The sequence below is a fragment of the Geminicoccus sp. genome (assembly GCF_036263595.1).
Classification (GTDB): domain Bacteria; phylum Pseudomonadota; class Alphaproteobacteria; order Geminicoccales; family Geminicoccaceae; genus Geminicoccus.
This window is the reverse complement of the sequence record NZ_DATAGQ010000093.1, coordinates 39,609-61,411: the sequence shown is the minus strand read 5'-3', so window position 1 is coordinate 61,411 and position 21,803 is coordinate 39,609. Positions and strand designations below refer to the sequence as shown.

The 21,803-nt window shown below is 65.8% G+C and carries 21 protein-coding genes; 5 read left to right on the top strand and 16 right to left on the bottom strand.

Features of this window, described 5'->3' with window-relative positions; all coding sequences use genetic code 11:
- Window positions 1-7: 7 nt before the first annotated feature.
- From VHL31_RS08065 to VHL31_RS08050, 4 genes are all read right to left on the bottom strand, one after another.
- On the bottom strand, window positions 8-784 hold the full coding sequence (locus tag VHL31_RS08065; protein WP_329660694.1) for an ABC transporter ATP-binding protein: 777 nt from the start codon (window positions 782-784) through the stop codon (window positions 8-10).
- 1 nt (window position 785) lies between these two features.
- A complete protein-coding gene (locus VHL31_RS08060) occupies window positions 786-1,928 on the bottom strand; it encodes an ABC transporter permease (RefSeq protein WP_329660693.1) in 1,143 nt (380 codons plus the stop codon).
- A 60-nt stretch (window positions 1,929-1,988) separates the two neighbouring features.
- The gene (locus VHL31_RS08055) at window positions 1,989-2,447 is read right to left on the bottom strand and encodes a tetratricopeptide repeat protein (RefSeq protein ID WP_329660692.1); all 459 of its coding nucleotides are present in this window, start codon (window positions 2,445-2,447) and stop codon (window positions 1,989-1,991) included.
- 108 nt (window positions 2,448-2,555) lie between these two features.
- Window positions 2,556-3,845, bottom strand: a complete 1,290-nt coding sequence (locus tag VHL31_RS08050) for a nucleotide sugar dehydrogenase (RefSeq protein WP_329660691.1) — start codon at window positions 3,843-3,845, stop codon at window positions 2,556-2,558.
- 466 nt (window positions 3,846-4,311) lie between these two features.
- On the opposite strand from VHL31_RS08050, the gene mdoH reads away from it, so the two are divergent.
- Window positions 4,312-6,057, top strand: coding sequence for a glucans biosynthesis glucosyltransferase MdoH (gene mdoH, locus VHL31_RS08045; protein WP_329660690.1), 1,746 nt, complete (start codon window positions 4,312-4,314; stop codon window positions 6,055-6,057).
- A gap of 197 nt (window positions 6,058-6,254) precedes the next feature.
- On the opposite strand, the gene VHL31_RS08040 is transcribed toward mdoH, so the two are convergent.
- Entirely contained in the window at window positions 6,255-6,614 is a 360-nt protein-coding gene (locus VHL31_RS08040) for a histidine triad nucleotide-binding protein (RefSeq protein WP_329660689.1), read from the bottom strand.
- An 80-nt stretch (window positions 6,615-6,694) separates the two neighbouring features.
- Between VHL31_RS08040 and gshB the strand changes: the two genes are divergently transcribed.
- Window positions 6,695-7,657 (top strand): glutathione synthase, encoded by a 963-nt coding sequence (gene gshB, locus VHL31_RS08035; RefSeq protein ID WP_329660688.1) that lies wholly within the window; start codon window positions 6,695-6,697, stop codon window positions 7,655-7,657.
- A 257-nt stretch (window positions 7,658-7,914) separates the two neighbouring features.
- Here gshB and VHL31_RS08030 read toward each other — a convergent pair whose 3' ends face one another.
- The 9 genes from VHL31_RS08030 to VHL31_RS07990 all read right to left on the bottom strand — a co-directional run bounded on the left by VHL31_RS08030 (window position 7,915) and on the right by VHL31_RS07990 (window position 18,496).
- Window positions 7,915-8,418, bottom strand: a complete 504-nt coding sequence (locus VHL31_RS08030) for a CarD family transcriptional regulator (protein ID WP_027135240.1) — start codon at window positions 8,416-8,418, stop codon at window positions 7,915-7,917.
- A gap of 240 nt (window positions 8,419-8,658) precedes the next feature.
- On the bottom strand, window positions 8,659-9,000 hold the full coding sequence (gene fdxA / locus VHL31_RS08025; RefSeq protein ID WP_329660687.1) for a ferredoxin FdxA: 342 nt from the start codon (window positions 8,998-9,000) through the stop codon (window positions 8,659-8,661).
- A 162-nt stretch (window positions 9,001-9,162) separates the two neighbouring features.
- A complete protein-coding gene (gene mutL, locus VHL31_RS08020) occupies window positions 9,163-10,956 on the bottom strand; it encodes a DNA mismatch repair endonuclease MutL (RefSeq protein ID WP_329660686.1) in 1,794 nt (597 codons plus the stop codon).
- 29 nt (window positions 10,957-10,985) lie between these two features.
- Complete coding sequence (locus VHL31_RS08015) at window positions 10,986-12,239, bottom strand: pitrilysin family protein (RefSeq protein WP_329660685.1); 1,254 nt, start codon at window positions 12,237-12,239, stop codon at window positions 10,986-10,988.
- 44 nt (window positions 12,240-12,283) lie between these two features.
- Entirely contained in the window at window positions 12,284-13,594 is a 1,311-nt protein-coding gene (locus VHL31_RS08010) for a pitrilysin family protein (protein ID WP_329660684.1), read from the bottom strand.
- A 9-nt stretch (window positions 13,595-13,603) separates the two neighbouring features.
- Complete coding sequence (locus VHL31_RS08005; RefSeq protein WP_329660683.1) at window positions 13,604-14,206, bottom strand: DUF3035 domain-containing protein; 603 nt, start codon at window positions 14,204-14,206, stop codon at window positions 13,604-13,606.
- Complete coding sequence (gene lspA / locus VHL31_RS08000) at window positions 14,203-14,676, bottom strand: signal peptidase II (RefSeq protein ID WP_329660682.1); 474 nt, start codon at window positions 14,674-14,676, stop codon at window positions 14,203-14,205. The genes VHL31_RS08005 and lspA overlap by 4 nt, the downstream gene beginning before the upstream one ends.
- A complete protein-coding gene (gene ileS / locus VHL31_RS07995; protein ID WP_329660681.1) occupies window positions 14,673-17,492 on the bottom strand; it encodes an isoleucine--tRNA ligase in 2,820 nt (939 codons plus the stop codon). The genes lspA and ileS overlap by 4 nt, the downstream gene beginning before the upstream one ends.
- A complete protein-coding gene (locus VHL31_RS07990) occupies window positions 17,489-18,496 on the bottom strand; it encodes a bifunctional riboflavin kinase/FAD synthetase (RefSeq protein WP_329660680.1) in 1,008 nt (335 codons plus the stop codon). The genes ileS and VHL31_RS07990 overlap by 4 nt, the downstream gene beginning before the upstream one ends.
- Window positions 18,497-18,609: 113 nt before the next feature.
- Between VHL31_RS07990 and VHL31_RS07985 the strand changes: the two genes are divergently transcribed.
- The gene (locus tag VHL31_RS07985; protein ID WP_329660679.1) at window positions 18,610-19,182 is read left to right on the top strand and encodes a nitroreductase; all 573 of its coding nucleotides are present in this window, start codon (window positions 18,610-18,612) and stop codon (window positions 19,180-19,182) included.
- A gap of 108 nt (window positions 19,183-19,290) precedes the next feature.
- Here VHL31_RS07985 and VHL31_RS07980 read toward each other — a convergent pair whose 3' ends face one another.
- Complete coding sequence (locus VHL31_RS07980; protein ID WP_329660678.1) at window positions 19,291-19,674, bottom strand: phasin family protein; 384 nt, start codon at window positions 19,672-19,674, stop codon at window positions 19,291-19,293.
- A 272-nt stretch (window positions 19,675-19,946) separates the two neighbouring features.
- Between VHL31_RS07980 and rpmB the strand changes: the two genes are divergently transcribed.
- Window positions 19,947-20,237: a 50S ribosomal protein L28 gene (gene rpmB, locus VHL31_RS07975; protein ID WP_329660677.1), complete on the top strand. Its 291-nt coding sequence runs from the start codon at window positions 19,947-19,949 to the stop codon at window positions 20,235-20,237.
- Window positions 20,224-20,817 (top strand): VUT family protein, encoded by a 594-nt coding sequence (locus VHL31_RS07970; RefSeq protein ID WP_414653671.1) that lies wholly within the window; start codon window positions 20,224-20,226, stop codon window positions 20,815-20,817. Before rpmB ends, VHL31_RS07970 begins: the two co-directional genes overlap by 14 nt.
- On the opposite strand, the gene VHL31_RS07965 is transcribed toward VHL31_RS07970, so the two are convergent.
- Window positions 20,792-21,763 (bottom strand): esterase-like activity of phytase family protein, encoded by a 972-nt coding sequence (locus VHL31_RS07965; RefSeq protein WP_329660675.1) that lies wholly within the window; start codon window positions 21,761-21,763, stop codon window positions 20,792-20,794. The genes VHL31_RS07970 and VHL31_RS07965 overlap by 26 nt on opposite strands.
- Window positions 21,764-21,803: the final 40 nt, after the last annotated feature.

The window sequence follows — 21,803 nt, the reverse complement described above, 5'->3', positions numbered from 1 at the left end:
CTCCTGTTCAGGCCCGAGCCTGCCCGGCCGATAATGCTGCTCGGCCCCTGGGACCCGTAAAGTACTGCTGCAGCCATGGATCGTCGAGCCTGCGCAACTCGTCGATCGGGGCCACGACACATCTTCGGTCGATCAGTGCGGCAACCCGGTCGGTGATGCGAACCAGCGAATCGAGATCATGCGTGATCATGACGACAGTCAGGCCCAACGTTTTCGACAGCTGCAGGATCAATTCGTCGAAGGCCGACGCCGCGATCGGGTCGAGGCCTGCCGTCGGCTCGTCCAGAAAGAGGATGTCAGGGTCCAGTGCGATCGCGCGTGCAAGACCTGCCCGCTTGCGCATGCCGCCGGACAATTCGGATGGATACTTCGAACGGGCATCCGGGGGCAGTCCGACCAGTGCGATCTTCAGGCAGGCCAGTTCGTCGAGCAGACGCGGCGCCAGCTCGAAGCGTTCGCGCAAAGGCACCTGCGTGTTCTCGGCGACGGTCAGCGTGCTGAACAAGGCGGCATCCTGGAACAGCACGCCCGTCCTGCTGCGCAGTTCGACCAGGTCCCGTCCCGACAGCTTGGCCATGTCAGCCCCGAGCAGGCGGATGGTCCCAGCTGCCGGCTCCATCAGGCCCAGGATCGTTCGCATCAGGACGGACTTGCCGGCGCCGGATCCCCCCACCACGCCCAGCACCTCACCCGGGCGAACTTCCAGGTCGAGGTTCTCGTGGATGGTCCTACCCCCGAACCGGGTCACCAGCCCATGCACCTCGATTGGCGGAGCGGTCGCCATCTCAGATGCCGAGCTGGACGAACAGGATGGAAAACATCGCGTCGATCACGATCACGAGGAAGATGGAGGCCACCACAGACTGTGTCGTCATCTTGCCCACGCTCTCGGCATTGCGTTCGACGCGCAGCCCGTTCCAGCAACCCACCAGCGCGATGCAGAACGCGAAGACCGGTGCCTTGACCAAGCCCACGGCGAAGTGGGTCACGGTCGCGATCTCGCCGAACCTGGACACCATCTGGGTCCAGGGAATGTTCAGGTCGAACAGCACGACCATCGAGCCGCCCAGCAGGGCTGCGGCATCCGCGATGAACGTCAGGATCGGCAGCACGAGCAGGAGCGCGAAGAAGCGTGGGAGGACGAGCGTATCGAGCGGATCAAGACCGATGACCCGCATCGCGTCGATCTCCTCGTTCAGCACCATCGAGCCGATCTGGGCGGTGAAGGCGCTCGCGGTCCGGCCGGCGACGATAATGGCTGTCAGAAGCACCCCCAGTTCCCGCAGGACAGAGATGGCGAGAAGATCGACGGTGAAGATGTCGGCGCCAAAGCGCACCAGCTGCGCAGCGCCCTGCCAGGCCATGACAAGCCCGATGAGGAACGACAGGAGGGCCGTGATCCCGACCGCTCCCATGCCGGTCTGCTCGATGTGGTGGGCGAGCGGCGTCCAGCGGATCTCGCGCGGGCGTACCACCGCCGAGAGCGTGTGGAGCACAATGCCGCCGAAGAACGCCATGATGCCGCCGGCCTGGTGACCGAAATCGACAATCGAGTCCCCGATGCGTGCGAGCAGCGTGACGAGGGCGCCGGACGGCTTGGGCAGCCGCATCTCGCCAAGCGGCAGCTTCCGGACATGGTCGAGAAGGTCTGCCGTTCCAGGCGCGGTCGGAGGCTTGGTGGAAACGGCGATGCCGGCTGTCAGAAGTGCCCGCTCGGTCCGGGCCAACAGCCACGCCCCGGTCGTGTCCAGCCGCTCGACGGCCGTCAGGTCCAACGTGATCGAGCGGACACCGCGCAAGTGGGCGGGCAGCCGACCGAGCAGGCGCGAGAGATGTCCTGCCTCGCCGATCAGCCAGGCACCCGCAGCCCTCACCTGGGCAGCATCCTCACCTCGCTCCGCCTGGATCGACGCCGTCCTCCCCGCCATGTCCCTCGTCGCCGTCGCCATTGCCCGCGAGCCTAGCCGGACGGCCGGCCACAGGACACGTCAGATGTCGCTGCCGCCGATCCTGGCTCGGAGATCAACCACCTGCCGTTGCACGCCCGGCATGCCGGGGTGGATCGACAGGGCGGCCTCGAAGGCCCGAAGGGCGGCTTTCGGCTCGTCCAGTTGGAGATAGATCTGGCCGAGGCCCGACAAGGCACCGAAATGGCGGGGTTCCAGCGCCAGCGTCCGCTGAATGTCCAGGACCGACCGTTCCAGGTCACCCAGCAGGAAATAGGTCGTGGCCCGCTTGTTCCAGGCTTCGGCGAAGTCCGGCGCTCGCGCCACCAGCTGGTCGAACCGGTCCAGCGCCTCGTTCCAGCGGCGTTGCCCCATGAGGACCGTGCCCTCGTCGAGCAGACCCTCTGACACACGGTCCGGGTGTCGAAACCAGATCAGCCAGATCTGCTCCTCGATCGCCCGAGCCTGCACGGCATCTGCCGTCTGCAGATCAGCGAACAATGGGTTGAGTCCGGGATCACGCTGGTCGGCCCTCACACCACCTGCAGGAAGCAGGAAGAGCGTGACCAAGGTGGCGAGGGCGATCCGCCGACCGCATCGCGCAGCCGTTCACAGGCGCCACAGCTCCACACCATCCGGTACCTCGGCTCGGTCGAGAAGCCCCTTCACGTCCATCACCGGCCCCTGCCGGTCCCGCAGCAGAGAAGTTGCGAGCCGCCATCCGCCCTCGACGAAGGGCCGATGCTTGACGGCGATGATCAGCGCATCCGCCGGCGCGAGATCAGCATGGGGCACAAGGCGGACACCATACTCCCGTGCCGCCTCCTCGGCATCCGCCATCGGATCGTGCACCTGGACCGCAAGGCCGAACTCCTCCAGCCGGGCAACAATGTCGACGACCCGGGTATTGCGGACGTCCGGGACGTCTTCCTTGAAGGTGAAACCAAGCACCGTGACGACCGCATTGTTCGCGCGGCGGTGCCGGACCAACCGCTTGATTGCTTCATCCGCGATATACCGCCCCATTTCGTCATTGATGCGCCGGCCAGCCAGGATGACCTGCGGCGTGTAGCCCGTTTGTTCGGCACGGCTCGTCAAGTAGTAGGGATCGACGCCGATGCAGTGCCCGCCGACAAGGCCCGGCTGGAACGGCAGGAAGTTCCACTTGGTTCTGGCCGCCGCGAGCACGTCCGTCGTGTCGATGCCGAGGCGCCCGAAGATGATCGCGAGCTCGTTCATCAAGGCAATGTTGAGGTCGCGCTGGGTGTTTTCGATGACCTTGGCCGCTTCGGCCGCGGCAATCGACGGCGCGAGATGGACGCCGGCCCTGACCACCGACCCATAGACCTCAGCCACGATCTTGCGCGTGGCGAGGTCGCTGCCCGCTACCACCTTCACAATGGTTTCCAGGCGATGCTCCTTGTCGCCCGGGTTGATCCGCTCGGGGCTGTAGCCTAGCGCGAAATCCTCGCCGACGGTCAATCCCGACTCCCGCGCCAGGATCGGAGCGCAGATCTCCTCGGTTACGCCCGGGTAGACGGTCGACTCGTAGACGACGATATCACCCTTCTTGAGCTGCCGGCCGACGGTCTGCGACGCGGCGATCATCGGGCCCAGGTCCGGCTGCTTGGAATCGGTGATCGGCGTAGGCACGGTCACGATGTGAAAATCCGCCCGCCGGAGGTCCATAGGATCCGTCGTCAGGTGCAGGTCTGGCAGGGCGAGCGAGCCGGCATCAACCTCGCCGGTTCGATCGAAGCCACGGCGAAGCTCGTTGACCCGTCGAGGGTCGATGTCGAAGGCCACGACCCGGGCGCCAGGCAGTCGGGCAAAGGCGGCGGCCACAGGCAGGCCGACATAACCCAGCCCGATCACCGAAATCTTGCGTCCATGCCTCATCGAACCGTCCGACCGATTTTAATGGAGCAGATCATGCCCGCCTACCCGGCAGAGGTTCGCACGGATCGGCCACCTGGTCGATTTCCAACCGACAGGGCCCTTCCACCCCTCGTGGAAGTCCAGTCATGCATCGACGTCATGGGAGGCATTCATCGGCAGTGGACCCTTGGTGCCGATGCTTGTTGCACTGCGGTGCAACAATCCCCATTTTCTAGCCAATCATGCCGGACCGTGACCTTGCAGCCGCATGCCCGGCTCGCTGGCTGACGGCAAGGGAGGCAGCGATCATGAACATGCTACGCTCTACTGTGGAACGCAGACGCCTGCCGCGGGTTCAGAGCAGGTTCAGCGGCGTGATAGCGCTCGTCCGGACGGCGAATGAAGACGGTGGACCAAGGGCGCGCCCCAGCATTCATGTCATGACGAACATACATGAGCAGCGTCCTATGGAAGCCAGGAATTGAGCATGGACCGCGTCATCAGCAGAGAGAGTCTGGCGCTGGCTCCCGAACCGGCTCCGGCAGACATGCCCATCAAAGGGTTTGCGGAGCCAATGCAGAGGCGGGTTGCCCTGCCCTCGCATCCCCACTCGACCGGTTGGCGTATCCTCGTCCTGACCGTCTGGCTAAGTCTCACCATCACGGCGGTGTGGTGGATGGGCTCTGGCCTGGCGGCTGACGGCTTCTCCATCGGTGAGGGCATCCTCATCACGCTGTTCGGCTTGTGCTTTGGCTGGCTGGCGTTTGGCTTTGCTCTGACCACGGCAGGTTTTCTGGCGCTCAAGCGGGGCGTGCCACCGGCTGGCATGATCCGGGCGACGGCGACGGCTTCCCTGCTTCCGCCGCGGGGTCGCACGGCCGTGCTGATGCCACTGCGTAACGAGGACCCGACCGAGAGCCTTGCCAAGCTGGAAAGCCTGATCCGGGATCTGGCCGCCCTCAAGATGGACGGTCGGTTCACCTTCCATATCCTGTCGGACAGCAACATCGACGACGTCATCGCGAAGGAACGGCGCGAGTGGCAGCGGCTCGTCCATTCCTGGCCGCAGTTCCGCATCATGTGGCGGGTCCGTACCGACAATTACGGCAAGAAGGCCGGCAACATCGCCGAATTCTGCCGCAGCCAGGGCGGCCGCTACGACTACATGCTGATCCTTGACGCCGACAGCCTGATGAGCGGCCGCACGCTCGCTTCGTTGGCCAGGCTCATGGATGCCAACCCGGACGCCGGCATCATCCAGGTGTCGCCGGGTCTGACGGAAGGCGAGACCCGCTTCACCCGCTATCGCGCGCTGGCCACCCGCATCTATGGCCCGATCGCCTCCGCCGGGCTATCGATCTTCGCCGGCAGCGAAGCCAACTATTACGGCCACCACGCCATCATCCGCGTCCGCGCGTTCACTGAGAACTGTGGCCTGCCTGAACTGCCCGGCAAGGCGCCGCTGGGCGGACCGATCATGAGCCATGACTTCGTCGAGGCGGCCCTGGTGCGCCGGAGCGGCTGGCGGGTCTGGCTGGCCTATGACCTGGACGGCGCTGTCGAGGACAGCCCACCCACGCTCGTGGACGAGGTCAAGCGCGACCGGCGCTGGATGCAGGGCAACCTCCAGCACCTGCGCCTACTGTCGATGCGGGGGCTGCACCCGCTGAGCCGCCTCCACTTCTTCATGGGAGCCTGGGCCTATATCGTCTCGGCGGTCTGGTTCGGGCTTGTGGTCACAAGCCTGATCGTCTCACCGGGTGGCGGCGAGGCTGGAAGTGTGCTCCCCTCGATCCTCCTGATCACGCTCGTGCTGCTGTTCGCCCAGAAGGTGCTGGGCGTCGTTCATGCGCTGGCGGAAGGCAGGGAGAAGCCGACGTTCCGCTTCTGGCGTGACGTGCTGGGCGAGCAGGTGTTCTCCTCGCTGATCGCCCCGCTGTTCATGGTCTGGCACACCCGCTTCCTGATCCAGACCCTGCGAGGGCAGGTCGATGCCTGGGGCGCACAGGCGCGCGGTGCGCGGAGGCTGAGTTGGGGCGAGGTCTGGCAGACCCACATGCTGCCGATCGGCGTCGGGTTCTTGCTCCTGGGCCTGGGCATCTGGTTCTCGCCCCAGGCGCTGCCATGGCTGGCGCCGGTGCTGGCGGGACTATGGCTGGGCCCTGTCGCGACCTGGTGGTCGGCTGGCAAGGCCGCTACGCCAGTCAGGGCTCCATTCGCTGCGGTCACCTGATCACTTGACCAGCCTGCGTGTGCTAAGGCAGGTCGCAGTGGCGGCCTGCTGCCGCGTCGGGATGGGCCTCACATGAGCGTCATGCTTCGCACTCTCCTGATCTCCGCGGTGATCGGCGCTGGTTTGTCAGGCTGCACGCTGAACCTGCCCGAGCAGTCGCCGCCCACGCAGGTCTCCGGACCGGCTTGAACTGAGCCTCAGCGCGAGAGCATCGGTCCAAGCGGCTTTCCGCCGAACAGGTGGAGATGGAAGTGCGGGACCTCCTGGTGGGCGTTCGGTCCGGTGTTGCACAGGGCGCGGAAGCCCGGTGCCACAACTCCAAGCTTTTCAGCCGTGGTGGTGACTGCCCGGAAGAAGCCGGTCACTTCCTCCGGGGTCGCCCGGCTGCCGAAATCCGCGAGGTCCGTATAGGCACCCTTTGGGATCACCAGCACATGGATCGGTGCCTGGGGGTTGATGTCGTGGAACGCCAGGGCGAAATCATCCTCGTAGACGGTCCGGTTGGGGATCTCGCCGCGCAGGATGCGCGCAAAGATGTTGTCGGAGTCGTAGGCCATCCATACCCTCAGCCGTTCATCATGTGACGTGGATTTCGGAACGCCTGACGGCGTCCGCTGTCAAGCCGGGGAGTAGATCGATGTCGTTAGCGGTGGCGATCCAGATGGATCCGCTGGAGACCGTCGCGATCAACGCGGACAGCACGTTCGCCTTGGCGCTGGAAGCCCAGCGCCGGGGCTTTGGTCTTTATCATTACCTGCCCCGCGATCTCTCCTGGAAGGACGGCCGTGTGGTCGCCAAGGCGCGGGCGATCAAGGTGCAGCGGGTCGAAGGCGACCATGTGCAGTTCGGCCAGCCGGAGGCGATCGATCTTGCGGGCGTCGACGTGGTGCTGCTGCGCCAGGATCCCCCGTTCGACCTGTCCTATATCTCGACCACCCACCTGCTCGATCGGGTGCACCCGACAACGCTGGTGGTCAACGACCCGCATCATGTCCGCAACGCGCCGGAGAAACTGTTCGTCACCCAGTTCGCGGAGCTGATGCCGCCGACCCTGATCACCTACGACATCGATCAGATCCGGGAGTTCCGGGCCGAGCACGGCGACATCATCGTCAAGCCGCTCTACGGCAACGGTGGAGCCGGTGTATTCCACCTGCGCCCGGACGATACCAATCTTGGCAGCCTTCTGGAGCTGTTCAATCGCTACCTGAACGAGCCCCTGATGATCCAGCGCTACCTGCCAGCGGTACGGGCGGGCGACAAGCGCATCATCCTGGTGAACGGGAAGCCCGCCGGTGCGGTCAATCGCGTGCCGGCGCACGGCGAGTCGCGAGCCAACATGCATGTCGGCGGACGCGCTGAGAAGAGCAGCCTCACCCACCGCGAGCATGAAATCTGCGAGGCGATCGGCCCGGCCCTGAAGCAGCGTGGCCTGATCTTTGTCGGCATCGACGTGATCGGCGACTATCTCACCGAGATCAACGTCACCTCGCCTACCGGCATCCAGGAGATCGACCGGTTCGACGGCGTGTCGATCGAGGCGCAGATCTGGGACGTGATCGAGGAGCGTGTAGCGGAGAATCGCGGCTCTGCCGTGTGAGGCTGCGAGCCGGCGACGCGCTCGCGGCAGGTCACCCGGGCTGCAGCGTTTGCCGGCTCTGCCCGATGCCGCGTAAGGCCAGGAAGACCGGTCATGTTCCACCCGGCCCTCGGCAAGCCTCTCATGTCTGAGACGAAGGGCGCGGCGTCACCAATCAGCCCGCTGTCAGCGCACTCCGCAGGACCAGCAGAAATACGAAGGTTAAAAAACGAAACGGGGGCCGATGCCCCCGTCGTTCGAGCTGGAAACAGCTGACATCACGCCGCCGCGGAGAGCACTTTCTCCAGGCGACGGGTCGCTTCCGCCTCATCGACCTTGTCGATTGCTGCGACTTCACGGGCCAAGCGCTCCAGGGCAGCGCGGTACATCTGCCGTTCGGAATAGGATTGCTCGGCATCCTCGGCGCGATGCAGCTCACGCACCACTTCGGCGATGGCCACCGGGTCACCGGAGTTGATCTTCGCTTCGTATTCCTGCGCGCGACGGCTCCACATGACCGAGCGGCGCGGCTTGGTCTTGATCTTCAGCGCTTCCAGCGCAGACTGGATCTTCTCGCGCGAGCTGAGCTTCCGCATGCCAGCCTTGGCAGCCTTGCCGACCGGTACGCGCAGCGTGAGGCGCTCGTTCTCGAAACCGACGACATACATCTCCAGCTCGAACCCGGCGATGATCTCTGTCTCGACGCTGCGGACTCTGCCTACCCCATGCGAAGGGTAGACGATATGATCACCGGGCTCGAAAGCCAGTTCTTTCTTGGCCATGCGGCACTTTCCTTCGCGTCTCGTCGCGACCCAACCAAACATGGTGAGGCCCGACGGTTCTCTTCGATAAGAACACCACGTCGTCGCAAACGTGGAAGTGCCCGACTAGGACATGAAAATCACGAGCGACGACCGCAGGAAGACCAATCGCTTCACTTAAGCACACAAGATATAGCACATTTTATCTAAGAGAGCTACTATTATCGCTCATCACGCGTCCGTGCGTACGCCGTAGCTGGCTCAGCCATTGCCCTGGCCTGGATCCGGGCTGAAGTACATTTCGTACTTGCCCTTCACGCCCTTGAAACTGTCCGCGTCCGCCGGAGCAGGCCGCTTCTTCGTCAGGTTCGGCCACTGGGCTGAAAAATCACGGTTAAGTTCCGCCCACTTCTCCGCCTCGCTCTCGAGGTCCGGGCGGATGGCCTCCGCCGGGCATTCCGGCTCACAAACCCCGCAATCGATGCACTCGTCAGGGTTGATCACCAGCATATTCTCACCCTCGTAGAAGCAATCCACGGGGCAAACCTCGACACAATCGGTGTACTTGCACTTGATGCAGGCTTCGGTGACCACGTAGGCCATAGAGACTCCGACGCTTCCATGTAAAAGGCCGGAGACAAGTTGCCACCGGCCTGACAGCTGATCTTGCTCTGCTCGGTGCAGGACGCTGCGTCTGGCCAGATATAACCGAAGTTGCTCCCGCCGTCGAGGCCGTGTGGCACACGCGGCGCATGACGGATCATTCTAGCGGCCGAAAAGCCGGTCGATGACGGTTCGCCCAACGGCAATCCAGGTGGGTCGGCCATGATTGCAGGTGCCGCCATTGGGAGTCGTCTCGATCTGGCGCAGCAATGCGTCCATCTCGGCCAGCGTGAGCCGCCGGCCGGCCCGTATGCTACCATGACAGGCCATCGTTGCGGCGACACGCTCCAGCGAACGCAGGAGAACGTGGGGACCACCCTGTTCGGCCAAGCCGTCGGCAAGATCATGAACAAGCCCGGCCAGGTCGGCCGCTCCCAGCATGGCCGGGCTCTCCCGCACCATGACCGCACGGGATCCGAAGGCTTCCAGGACCAGCCCCAACCGGCTCAAAGGCTCTGCGGCGGCAACCAGCCGCTCGACTGCATCCTCCGGCAGGTCCACCACCACGGGAACGAGTTGGCCCTGCCGTGCTACTGCACCGTCATGCAACTCGGCCTTGAGCCGCTCGTAGACAATACGCTCGTGCGCAGCATGCTGATCGACCAACACGAAACCGTCGGTCGTCTCCGCCAGCACGTACGCATCGAACAACTGCACGCGAGCGACCCCGAGCGGATGCCGCTGCGCCGATTGCCGTGGATCTGCTGTTTCCACCCGAGCCGATGGCGCACCGACATCCAGCCTTGCCTGGAAGGCGATCGCGGCCTCGGCAAGTCCAGGGGACAGGGCGCCAACGGCATGGCCGGAGCGATAGGCTGACGGCCAAGCAGGAACCCGGGAACCTGGCTCCGTGGCGACAGCCAGTCGATCGAGCGACACGGAGCGGGCGGTGCGTTGGCCTGCCTGCTCCAGCAAGCGACGGATAGCCCCGATCACCAGGCTTCGCACGAGATCCGGCTCGCGGAACCGAAGCTCGGTCTTGGCCGGGTGAACGTTCACGTCGACCCGCTCGGGATCGAGCGCGACCATCAGCGCTGCACCCGGCAGCCGGTTCTTGGCGAGCGTATCGCCGTAGCCGATCCGCAGCCCCGTTTCCACCAGCCGGTCGCGTACAGGCCGGCCGTTCACCACGACCAGGAACGGCCGCCGTCCGTAGGCGGCCTCGGTCGGCAGGCCGAAATAGCCGGACAGGCCGATCCCGCTCCGCTCGACAGCGAGCGGCACAGCATCGTCTAGGAACGCTGCCCCGAACACGGCTGCAACGCGCGCTTCCAGCCTGCTTGACGGTTCACGCGGCGGCTCGAACCGGCGCCGCTCCTGACCGTCGATGATCAAGCTGAACGCGATGTCGGGCCGGGCCAGGGCCAGCCGGTCGAACTGGTCAAGGATGGCCGCTGCCTCGGCCCGCTCCGACTTCAGGAAGGCCAGGCGGGCCGGTGTCGCGAAGAACAGGTCACGCACCTCGATCCGCGTGCCGACCGGAGCGGCGGCCGGCCGAATCGGCGCGACCTTGCCCGCTTCGACATCGAGCACGATCGCGTGGGCTGCCTCCGTCGTACGGGTCGTGATGCTCAGTCGTGCCACCGCCGCGATCGACGCCAGCGCCTCACCCCGAAAGCCGAGCGTGGCGATCCGGACGAGATCCGCATCCGGCAGGAGTTTGCTGGTCGCATGCCGCTCCACGCAGAGCCGGAGGTCAGCCTCCGTCATGCCGACACCGTCGTCGGCTACCTGGATCAGGCTGCGCCCGCCATTGGCGACAGCTACCTCGATCCGGCTGGCGCCGGCATCCAGGGCGTTCTCGATCAACTCCTTCATGGCCGAGGCTGGCCGTTCCACCACCTCGCCGGCGGCGATGCGATTGACGAGATGATCGGGCAGGCGGCAGATCGGCAATGGAGTCCAGTCTTCCCCCACGGTGGCGGTCAGGCGGCCGCCTTGAGGCCCTGCGGCTTGCCCACGGCCACCACACGCATGGCATCAGGATGGAACAGGCGTCGTGCCGCCGCCTGTACCTCCTCGAGCGTGAGCGCCTCGATCAGCTGGTTGCGGCGATCCAGGTAGTCCTGGCCCAGGTCCAGGGTCAGCATGCCCACCAGCATGCCGGCCACCTGGTCATTGCTTGTCAGCCGCAGCGGGAACGAGCCGGTGATATAGGTGCGGGCATCCTCCAGCTCAGGAGAGTCGAGCATTCCATTGGCCAGCTTGCTGGCTTCGCTCGCGATGATCTCCAGGGACTGCGCCACGCGGTCGTTGCTGGTCGCGACATGCCCGATCCAGAGCGGCGCGCCCTGCAATTCCACCAGCGACGCACCGACGCCATAAGCCAGGCCACGCTTCTCCCGGACCTCCTCCATCAACCGCGAGGAAAAGCCGCCACCGGCCAGGATGTGGTTGGCGACGAAGGCAGCCTGGTATCCCGGATCATGCCGTTCAATCCCGCCATGGCCGAACATCGCCACGGTCTGAGGATTGTCGATCTCTACGATCTCGAGGCCTGGGCCGGCCATTGGCACGGCGGTCTCGACCGTCCAGGCGCTGCCGGCCGGAAGCGTGCCAAAGGCATGATCGAGTAAGGGCGCCAGCGTCGCGGCATCGATGTCGCCGCACACACCGACCACCAGATCGTCCTTGCGCAACGCCTCCGACACATAGGTTCGAACATCGCCGGCGCTGAAAAGCGTGACCGTCTCCAGGGTGCCGCGGATCGGCCGACCATAGGCATGCGTGCCGAACATGCCATGGTAGAAGTGGCGACGCGCCTGGGCATTGGGGTCCTTGGCCCGTCGCGACAGATCGGCCTGGACCTGGGCACGCACCCGCTCGACCGGTTCTGCATCGAGGCGCGGCTCGTGCAGCGCCAGGCGCAGAAGCTCGAAGGCGTGGTCACGCGTCGCGGACAATGTCTTGAGATGGCCGCTGAACCCGTCGCGATCGGCGTCGAAGCCCAGGCGGATGACATTGTCTTCCAGCTCGCGCCGGAAGGCCTGCGTGTCGTAGGGGCCTGCCCCCTCGTCGATCACGCCGGCCGTGAAGCTTGCCAATCCGTCCTTCCCGAACGGGTCAAGCTTGGCACCACCACGAAAGTGGAAGCCCAGGGACAGGAACGGCACCGTCCGCTCGGTCACAAGATAGGCGCGGATGCCGCCTGGGGTCTTCACCTCCTGAACGGGGACCAAGCTGCGGCACTCCTCTGACTGGAAGGTAACGTTGAAAGACGGAATCAGGCGTGGACCAAGTGGCCCGTCACCGCATGCCGCTTGTTGAACGCAAGGGCCCCAGCCGCGCGCACGTCATCGACCGTGACAGCCGCGATCCGCTCCGGCCAGGCCTCCGCATCCTCGACTGTCAGGCCGCTGCACAGGCAAGCACCGAAATAGCGCGAGGCGCCCATCAGGCTGTCCCGGTCATAGACAGATTCGGCGAGCATGCGCCGCTGCACTCGTTCGAGGGCGTCCGCAGGAATGCCGTCGCGCACCACCCGGGCAAGCACCTCGTCGAGCTCGCTCTCCAGCGTGTCCAGGCCGACGCCGGGCCGTGGGATCGCGTAGACTCGAAGCATGGTCGGATCGAGCGACACGCCCCGGTAGAACCCGCCGGCATTGGACGCCAGCCCCTTCTCGACCACGAGGTCGCGGAACAGCTCGGACGTTCCACCCGTCCCCAGCCACTCCATCAGGACCTCGAGCGGATAGGCGTGCTCCTTGCCGGCGCTGGCGAAGGACGGCACCAGGTATGAGCGGATCAGGAAGGGCTGCCCCACGCGCTCGTCGGCCAGTTGCAGGCGGCGCTCGGCCAGCTGCGGCGGCTCGCCAACGCGCACCCGCTCCGGCGTGCCGCGCGGCGCCACCTTTCCGTAGGTAGCTTCGGCGAGCGGGCGGAGTTCGTCCGCCGTGATGTCTCCGGCCACCACTAGCACCGCATTTCCTGGTGCGTACCAACGGTCATAGAAGGCCAGCGCATCCTCGCGGGTATAGGCCTGGATCTCGTGCATCCAGCCGATCACCGGCAGGCGGTAGGGATGGTGCAGGTACTGCAGCGCGCTCATCTGCTCGTGGAGCTGCGCGTTGGGGTCGTTGTCGATCCGCTGGCGCCGTTCCTCGACGATGACGTCCCGCTCCGGGTACACGATCTCGTCGACCAGGCGCAGGTTCGCCATCCTGTCGGCTTCCATCTGCATCATCAGGGGCAGACGGTCCTTGGCGATCAGCTGGAAATAGGCAGTGTAGTCCAAGCTTGTCTGGGCGTTGTCGTTGCCGCCCTGCTTCGCGACTTCCTTGGAGAAGGCACCGGGCGGAATTGCATCCGTGCCCTTGAACATCAGATGTTCGAGGAAGTGCGGAAGGCCGGATTTCCCGATGGGGCTGTCCGCGCAGCCGACCTTGTACCACACCCAGTGGGCTACCACAGGTGCACGATGGTTCTCGACCACCACCACTTCCATCCCGTTGCCGAGATGGAAGGTGGCCGGATGAAACAGGCCCTTTTGCGGCGGAACCAGTCCCTGGGGATTCAATCCGGCGATCGCGTGCACGTGTTGTCCTCAATTCACCGGCGGGATGGCAAGCGGCACGCTGCCGACGCGGGTGGTGAGCGGCTTGTTCGATGCGTTCACGCCAGCCTGCTGCAGGCGCTGGGCCTCCGCGACCGGATCGAGCACCAGACCCGGCTCGTCCTCCGGCTGGTCGCGCTGCCAGGATGCAATGAACAGGAAGGTCCGCGTACTGATCGATGTGGCGTCCTGCTCCTCCTGTTCAAGAGTACGCCGGATATCGGGATCGGCGGGGATCTCGCCGGTCTCGTCCAGGAGTGCCTGCTGGCCGGGCGTCACCGGTACCTCCACTGCCTCCATCGAGCCGTCAGCGGTATTGCCAGCGCCGATCACGGTAGCGTTGCCCAGCAGGACCTGCCTGGCTTCCTCGGAGGGACGCGCTTCACTGAGTGCGGGTGCCCCAGGCCTCGGCGGCGGCAGTTCGGCCAGGGAAGGCGGCATGGTCAGCGGCTCCCGCCTGATTACCTGGAACTCGTCGGGCCCGGTCCGGCGCAGCCCGAGTTGTTCCTGGATGGTGGTGTCGCAGCCGCCCAGCAGCAGAATGGCTGCCCCTGCCAGTGCGCATCCGGTCGCCCTCGACCCGGCCCTGCTCACGAGGCTGCCTCCTTCTTCTTGCCCATGAAGCTCTCCGCCACCAGCAACAATGCGCCCACCACGATCGCCGAATCCGCGACATTGAAGGCCGGCCAGTGAAAGCCGGCAACGTGGAAATCCAGGAAGTCCACGACCGCGCCGTGCCGGAGGCGGTCAATTACGTTGCCCACCGCACCACCGAGCACCAGGCCCAGGGCCAGCGCGGTCGGCCGGTGCCGCTCGCGGACCAGCCAGATCACGAGCCCAGTGGAAATCACGGCGGTCAGGCCGACCAGGATCCAGGGTTCCAGCGCCTTGTCCCCGCCGAACATCCCAAAGCTGATGCCCGGGTTCCAGACGAGCACCAGGTTGAAGAACGGCATGACGGCCGTGGGCAGGCGATCCGACAAGTACAGAACGGCCTCCTTGGTCGCCTGGTCCAGGACGAACACGATGACGGCCAGCAGCAGCGCCGCGCGGACGTGGGTCATGCTGCGACGCGAAGCCGGCCAAGCACGCCAGCACAGCGGCGGCAGACATGGTCCTCGGAGTTGGAGACCTCAGGCAGGACCCGCCAGCATCGCAGGCACTTCTCGCCTTCGGCCTGCTTTGGCACCACGGATGCCCCGGCCACCTCCTCGAGCCGGAACGCATCCGCCGGCCCCTCACCGACTTTCGCTTTCGCCCAGGAGGTGATGGCGAGTTCCGCCAGGTCCAGCCCATCCAGCACCCTGGCCTGCGCCTCCGTCATGTAGACCTCGGGAGCCGCCTCCAGCGAACTGCCGATCCGCTTCTCGCGGCGCTCGATCTCGAGCGCACCGGTGACCACCCGCCTGAGCGTACGCACCTGGTCCCAACGCTCGCCCAGGTCCGGCCGCATCCATGATGCGGGAATCTCCAGGAACTGCTCCAGGTGGATGCTGCCGGCCTCCTCCCCACGCCGATAGCGCCAGGCTTCCTCGGTCGTGAACACGAGGATCGGCGCCAGCCACCGGACCAGGTGCTCGAACACACGATCAAGGACGGTGCGGGCGGCACGGCGGCGCAGATCCTCAGGGTGGTCGCAGTAGAGCGAATCCTTGCGGACGTCGAAGTAGAAGGCCGACAGGTCGATCGACGCGAATTCCAGGACCTGCTTGTACGGTCCAAGGAAGTCGTAAGCCTCGTTGCCATCCCGCACTGCCCGGTCGATCTCGGCCAGCCGATGGAGCACCCACTGCTCCAGCTCCGGCAGTTGCTCATAGGGCAATCGTTCAGCCGGGGAGAAGCCGTCCAGGTTGGCCAGGAGGTAGCGCAGGGTGTTGCGCGCCTTGCGGTAGGAATCGGCCGTTCGGTCCAGGATGTCCTTGCTGATGCGGATGTCCTCGGAGAAGTCCGTGGACACCACCCAGAGGCGCAGGATGTCGGCACCATGGGTCTTCATCAGGTCCATGGGCGAAAGGGTGTTGCCGAGCGACTTCGACATCTTGCGCCCGGCGGCATCGACCACGAAGCCATGGGTCAGCACCGTGTCGAAGGGTGCGCGACCACGGGTGCCACAGCTCTCCAGCAGCGAGGACTGGAACCAGCCGCGATGCTGGTCCGACCCCTCGAGGTAGAGGTCCGCCGGCCAGCGCAGGTCCGGACGGCCTTCCAGCGTGAACGCATGGGTCGAGCCGCTGTCGAACCAGACGTCGAGAATGTCGTCGACCTTCTCGAAATCCTCGGCGCGGTACCTGTCGCCCAGGAAGCTCTGCGGGTCGCGCGACCACCAGGCGTCCGAGCCCTCCTCGCGAAAGGAGTCGGCGATGCGCCGGCAGACCTCGGGGTCGCGCAGCGGCTGGCCGGTCGCCTTGTCGACGAACACGGCAATCGGCACGCCCCAGGCACGCTGGCGGCTGACGCACCAGTCCGGTCGGTCCTCCACCATCGAGCGCAGGCGATTCTTGCCCTTCTCCGGCACGAAGGTGGTGGCGTCGATCGCGGCCAGCGCCTTGCTGCGCACCTGCACCGAGTCGTCCATGGCGATGAACCACTGCGCGGTGGCGCGGAAGATCAAGGGTGCCTTGGATCGCCAGGAATGAGGGTAGGAATGGAGCAGCTTACCGCGTGCCACCAGCGCACCGCGCTCGGCCAGGGCCGCGATCACCGGCTCGTGCGCCTTGAACACGTGCGTGCCGACGAAGCCCGGGACGCGCGCCGTATAGGTGCCGTCGTCGCCCACCGTGTCCTCGGCCGGGATGTCGTTCTCCGCACCAAGGTTGAAGTCGTCCTCGCCATGGGACGGGGCGATATGAACGAGGCCGGTGCCCTGTTCGGTGGTGACGAAGTCACCGGCCAGGAGCGGCACGTCGAACATGTAGCCGTCGGCCAGGCCACGCAGCGGGTGGTGAGCGATACAGCCGGCAAGGGCCGAGCCGGGGAACCGGGCGCGCACCTTGTGCGTGGTGATCCGAGCCGTCTCCAGGAACGACGGCAGGAGATCCTCGGCCACGATCAGCCGATCGCCGGCCTTGACCGTGGCATCGTCTGCCACCTCGGTGGGCTCGAGTGCCACGTAGGCGATGTCGGACCCGTAGGCCACGGCCCGATTGGCCGGGATCGTCCAGGGTGTCGTGGTCCAGATCACCACGGCCGCCCCGGTCAGCACCGGGTCGATCACGCGGGCCAGCGGGAAGCGCACCCAGATCGTGGTCGAGGTGTGGTCGTGGTACTCGACCTCGGCTTCAGCGAGCGCGGTCTTCTCGACCGTCGACCACATCACCGCCTTCAGGCCGCGATAGAGCGAGCCGTTCTGGAGGAACTTGGCCAGTTCCTCGAAGATCGACGCCTCGGACGAGAAAGCCATCGTCGTGTAGGGATGGTTCCAGTCGCCCAGGCAGCCCAGGCGCTGGAACTCCTTGCGCTGGATATCGATGTACTTGTCGGCGTGCCGGCGGCACTCCTGACGGAACTGGACGATCGGCACGGCATCCTTGTCGGCCCCGCGCTTGCGGTACTCCTGCTCGATCTGCCACTCGATCGGCAGCCCGTGGCAATCCCAGCCGGGCACGTAGTTGGCGTCGTACCCAAGCATCTGGCGCGAGCGGTTGATCAGGTCTTTGAGGACCTTGTTCAACGTCGTGCCCATATGGATGTTGCCGTTGGCATAAGGCGGGCCGTCATGCAGCACGAAGAGCGGCCGGCCCTTCGACTTGCCACGGATCTGTTCCCACAGGCCGGCGTCGATCCAGCGCTGCACGATTGCAGGCTCGCGCTCGGGCAAGGCGGCCCGCATCGGGAAATCGGTCTTCGGCAGAAAGACCGTGCTCTTCAGATCCTGGCTCATGTTCCGGCCGACGAGGGAGGAGACGACAACAGCGCGCGGGCGGCTTCGGCATCCTCGCGGATCCGGGCCACCAGCGCCTCCAAATTCGGGAAACGGATCTCGCCGCGCAGACGCTCGACGAAGCCCACCCGCAAGCGCCTACCATAGAGGTCGCGGGGAAGATCGAACAGATGCACCTCGAGAACTTCCTGGACGCCGTCCACGGTCGGCCGGCGCCCCCAGTTCAGGACGGCCGGACGCGGCTCGCCGGGATCCTCGCCGACGATGCCGACCCTGGCGGCATAGACGCCGTGCGCAGGCAGCAGGACACGCCGGTGCAGCGGTGCGATATTGGCCGTCGGGAACCCGATCTGCCGCCCGAGCCCCGCGCCTCGCCGCACGACCCCCTCGATCACGTGGGGCCGGCCGAGCAGACGTGCGGCAGCCCGTACGTCGCCATCGGCCAGGAACTGCCGGATTCTCGTGGAAGAACAGTCCACGCCGTCGATCGAGACCTTGCAGTGCACGACCGCCGCGACTCCGTGTGTGGCCAGGCGCTCCTTGAGGAACTGGGCCGTGCCTGCCCTGCCCTTGCCGAAGCAGAAGTCCGCGCCAACCACGACGATCCGCACCCCCATCCGGTGGATCAGCACGTCGTCGACGAAGGCTTCCGGTGCGAGCGTCGCGAAGGCACGGGTGAACCGCGGCACGACGACATGCATCAGGCCGACATCACGCAGTAGTTCGAGCTTGCGGCGCAGAGGGGTCAGCCTTCGCGGCGCCGAATCAGGGGAGAAAAGCTCGCGCGGATGCGGCTCGAAAGTCAGGACTCCGGCGGGCACGCCCAAGTCGCGCGCATCGGCAGCCGTGCGGCCCAAGATGGCACGATGGCCAAGATGGACGCCGTCGAAATTGCCGATGGCGAGCGCAAGCCCGCGGGCAGCCTTTGGAAGATGGTCGAGATGGCAATGCACCTGCATGCCCGGCAGATGCGCGAGGGGCGGCGGCGGGTCAAGGATGGCCATCGATGTGAAGAGGTTCCATGACCTGGACGCGGACCTGCGCCGGACCCGGTTTCCCGGCCTCGACCATCTGAAGTATGAACCGGTTCCGCATCGCGCAGCCAGAGGACCATACCATGGACGTTTCGACCGCCATCTTGAGCCGGACCACGGTCCCACCGCTGAAGATGGGCGGCCCGGGCCCAGGCCCGGCGGATCTGCAGGAAATTCTGGCGGCTGGAGCAGCGGCACCGGATCATGGCAAGCTGACGCCGTTTCGCTTCATCCTGATCGAGGGTGATTCACGGGCGGCCCTGGGCGAGGTGTTCGTGGCAGCTGCGCGTGCCGCCGATCCGAACGTGGCCGAGGTGGACCTGGATAAGCAGCGGCGCAACGTGATGCGGGCCACGGCGGTCGTGGTGGTGGTCACGCGGGTGCGGCCTGGCCACAAGATCCCGGCCGAAGAGCAGATCGCCGCCGGCGCCGCGGCGATGCAGAACATGCTCATCATGGCTCATGCCCGCGGCTTCGCGGCCAAATGGGCCACAGGCAAGAACGCCTACGACCCTCACATCCGCCAGGCGCTGGGCTGCAGCCAGGAGGACGTGATCACGGGCTTTCTGCTGATCGGTTCGCTGGCCGAAGCGCATCCCGTCAGTGCAAAGCTCGACCCTGAGCGGATCACCATGCGCTGGACGGGCCCGGCCTGATCACCAACGAAGAACGGCAGCGCCGTTCTGGCGCTGCCGTTCTTTCGACTGGCTTTCTGCCCGAGCCGTGCGCCGCGTCGGGCACCGGCTCAGCCAGGGACGAGAAGGTCAGGAGGCGACCGTGACCTTCTTCATGTCGTCGAAGTTCGCGACAGCGGCGTTGTTCAGCACGTTCATGGCGTCGGACTGTGCCTTCACCACAATGTTGCCGAGCTCCTGCGCGTTGGCGACCGCGGCCTCGTAGGCGCTCTTGACCTTGCCGGCCATGTCTGCCGGCTTTACCTCGGTGGGCTTGCTGGTCAGGAAGGCTTGGCTGTCGGTCATGAACTGCTTCATGGAAGCCTGGGTGATCTCGACCTGACGCTGCGCGAGCGCACGCAGGCCATCGGCAAAGATCTGGGAAGCACCGGTGAAGGCGTCGACATTGCGCTTCTGCGCTGCGACGAACAGGTCGGTGTCGAACTTGGGGGGCTGGAACAGGTTAGTGGCCACGGCAATCTCTCCTTTTGGCGACCAGCGATCTTGCTGTAGGGCGCTTATGCTGCACCGCACAAACGCTAGATAATGACGGTTTAGACTCATTTCAAGGACATTTATGGTGCAGCGCAGCATACAATCCGCCGCACATGCCGATGCGGGCCGGTGGGCTTCAGCTTGACGCGGCCATGAGCCGGCGCTAGATGCGGCACCACTGCGTGCCGGGCATCCGCCACCTGCGGGTCCCGTTCGTCCGATCGGTCACGAGTTACTTCAAGGATCTTCCCATGGCACGTCGCTGCGCCGTTTCGGGCAAGGGCGTTCTCGTCGGCAACAATGTCAGCCACGCGAACAACAAGACCCGCCGGCGGTACCTGCCCAACCTGCAGTATCGCCGCCTCTACAGCGAGACGCTGAAGCAGCAGTTCCGCATCCGCTTGACCGTCGCTGCCATGCGGACGGTCGACAAGCATGGTGGCCTGGATGGCTTCCTGGTCGAGGCTTCAACCAGGAACCTGTCGCCCGAGCTTGCGCGCGTCCAGGAGCGCGTGCTCGCTGCCCGTGCTGCGCAGGCCTGACGCTCAGCCAGCCATGCCCTCGCCTTCATCATCCCGTGCCACCGGCCTGCCTCTCGAGGCGGTTGCGGCCATGGTGGTCGTGGTGGTCGCATCGAACTGGCTCGTCCAGTTTCCGATCAACGACTGGCTGACCTGGGGCGCCTTCAGCTACCCGATGGCGTTCCTGGTCAGCGACCTTACCAACCGCTGGTACGGACCGGCTCGGGCCCGGCAGGTAGCGCTGGTCGGTTTCGCGATCGGCGTGGTGCTGTCCTACTTGCTGTCCGATGCACGGATCGCGTTGGCCTCGGGCTTGGCCTTCCTGTCATCGCAGCTGCTCGACATCACCATCTTCGACCGCATGCGCCGCGCTTCATGGTGGAAGGCTCCGCTGGTCGGCTCGGTCCTGGCCTCGACCTGGGACACGGCTGTATTCTTCAGCGGTGCCTTCGCCTTCACCGGGCTGCCCTGGATCAGCTGGGCGATCGGCGACCTCGCGGTGAAGCTCGCCATGGCGCTGGTGCTGCTCGTCCCGTTCCGGGCGATCATGAACCTGCGCGCGCCCGTTCCTGGCGCTACGCCCCCTCTTCCCTCCAGCTGAACAGCAGCAGCAGCTTCTGCTGCAGTGTGAAGCCGTTGTCGTCGCTGGCCACCAGCAGCGTATAGCTGCCGTCGGCCATCTGGCGGACGGCCATGGCCTCGTAGTTGTCGGCGATGCGCTGCTCGTCGAGCGTGACCACCAATACCGGCTCTGGCAGCTCGTCGGGGCGTGCGTCCAGGGACGCCAGCGGCAGGGCCACGATCTGCATCTGCCAGCCGGCCAGGAGCCCCAGGCCGCGCAGCAGCACGAACAGCCGGTCGCCAGCCACGGCAGCCTCGGTCGGCAGCAGGCCGGGCGTCGGCAGCAGCATCCTTGTGGTCTGCCAGCTGCCGTCCGGCTGCTCGACCAGGATCGTCGCCTGCCCTTCCTGGGTGACGCTGCCCTCCGGCAGCACCACGAGCCGCCCATCCGGCAGCGAGGCGACTGCCTCCGGGCCGCTGTTCTTGGGCAGGCTGCGCATATTCGGCGCGCCGGGCAGCTTGGCGATCTGGTAGCCGCTGCCGTCCGGCTGAAGCAGGGCCAGGCGCGGCATGTTCTCGAGGCCGGCTACCACCGAACCGTCCGGCCGGATCGCCAGGGCTTCCAAATCGGCCCTGGGCGCGCCGCGCGCCACGAGCCGCCCGTCATAGCCCCAGCGGTCGTCGCAGCCTTGCAGCGTCTGGTCCTCCGGGCAGTTCGTGGCGAAAAGCTGCCCATCGTCGGTCGCCAGCATCAGCCGGTCCCCCTGGAGGGCCATGGCGGACAGGCCGCTGATCCGCAGGCGGGAGCGCAGCGTCCATGCCTCTTCCAGGACGGCACCGCCCTGCATCCGCCTGGGCAGGTCCAGGTCGGGCACCGGGATCCGGGTGACCTTGCCGCTGTCCGGCACGGCGGCGGCGGGTGGAGGGTGGGCGCTGCAGGAGCCGAGCAGGATGAGCGCGAGCAGGGCGGCAACGGGTCTTGGCACGGGAGTGTCGGACACTTTCACCACAAAAGAAAACGGCCGC

Coding starts and splice junctions, on each gene's coding strand:
- VHL31_RS08065 (WP_329660694.1), bottom strand. CDS start 784: ATGGCGACCGCTCCGCCAATCGAGGTGCATGGGCTGGTGACCCGGTTC.
- VHL31_RS08030 (WP_027135240.1), bottom strand. CDS start 8,418: ATGGCCAAGAAAGAACTGGCTTTCGAGCCCGGTGATCATATCGTCTAC.
- fdxA (WP_329660687.1), bottom strand. CDS start 9,000: ATGGCCTACGTGGTCACCGAAGCCTGCATCAAGTGCAAGTACACCGAT.
- VHL31_RS08050 (WP_329660691.1), bottom strand. CDS start 3,845: ATGAGGCATGGACGCAAGATTTCGGTGATCGGGCTGGGTTATGTCGGC.
- rpmB (WP_329660677.1), top strand. CDS start 19,947: ATGGCACGTCGCTGCGCCGTTTCGGGCAAGGGCGTTCTCGTCGGCAAC.
- VHL31_RS08060 (WP_329660693.1), bottom strand. CDS start 1,928: ATGGCGGGGAGGACGGCGTCGATCCAGGCGGAGCGAGGTGAGGATGCT.
- mdoH (WP_329660690.1), top strand. CDS start 4,312: ATGGACCGCGTCATCAGCAGAGAGAGTCTGGCGCTGGCTCCCGAACCG.
- VHL31_RS07990 (WP_329660680.1), bottom strand. CDS start 18,496: ATGGCCATCCTTGACCCGCCGCCGCCCCTCGCGCATCTGCCGGGCATG.
- gshB (WP_329660688.1), top strand. CDS start 6,695: ATGTCGTTAGCGGTGGCGATCCAGATGGATCCGCTGGAGACCGTCGCG.
- lspA (WP_329660682.1), bottom strand. CDS start 14,676: ATGACCCACGTCCGCGCGGCGCTGCTGCTGGCCGTCATCGTGTTCGTC.
- ileS (WP_329660681.1), bottom strand. CDS start 17,492: ATGAGCCAGGATCTGAAGAGCACGGTCTTTCTGCCGAAGACCGATTTC.
- VHL31_RS08040 (WP_329660689.1), bottom strand. CDS start 6,614: ATGGCCTACGACTCCGACAACATCTTTGCGCGCATCCTGCGCGGCGAG.
- VHL31_RS07985 (WP_329660679.1), top strand. CDS start 18,610: ATGGACGTTTCGACCGCCATCTTGAGCCGGACCACGGTCCCACCGCTG.